Genomic DNA, 276 nt, shown 5'->3' on the forward strand with positions numbered 1-276 from the left:
CACGATTTGTGCTTTTCGGCTCTTCTTTTACGAAAGTAGATAAAGCTGTTCCTGAAAACTCAGGGTATATATCTACTTCTCCTGATTTCAATGCTTCAAATACAAATGCTGTTTTTCCAAGACCTGGTTTTAATTGTACGTGTAAATCAGTATCTTGTTCAATAAGCTGCTTATACATTTGAATTAAAATTTCTGGTTCTGATCCAAGTTTACCGGCAATAACAATATCTTTCTTTTCTGTGTTCCAAAGCAAGGGAGCAGCAATCATGATACAAA

The 276-nt window shown here is 34.8% G+C and carries 1 protein-coding gene; it reads right to left on the reverse strand.

Annotated elements, in window-relative coordinates; all coding sequences use genetic code 11:
• A partial coding sequence (locus tag K5S59_RS29820) for a glycine betaine ABC transporter substrate-binding protein (protein WP_309295230.1) occupies positions 1-276 on the reverse strand: 276 nt, incomplete at both ends.

The sequence above is a fragment of the Bacillus sp. BML-BC051 genome (assembly GCF_019656175.1).
Classification (GTDB): Bacteria; Bacillota; Bacilli; order Bacillales; family Bacillaceae_G; genus Bacillus_A; species Bacillus_A mobilis.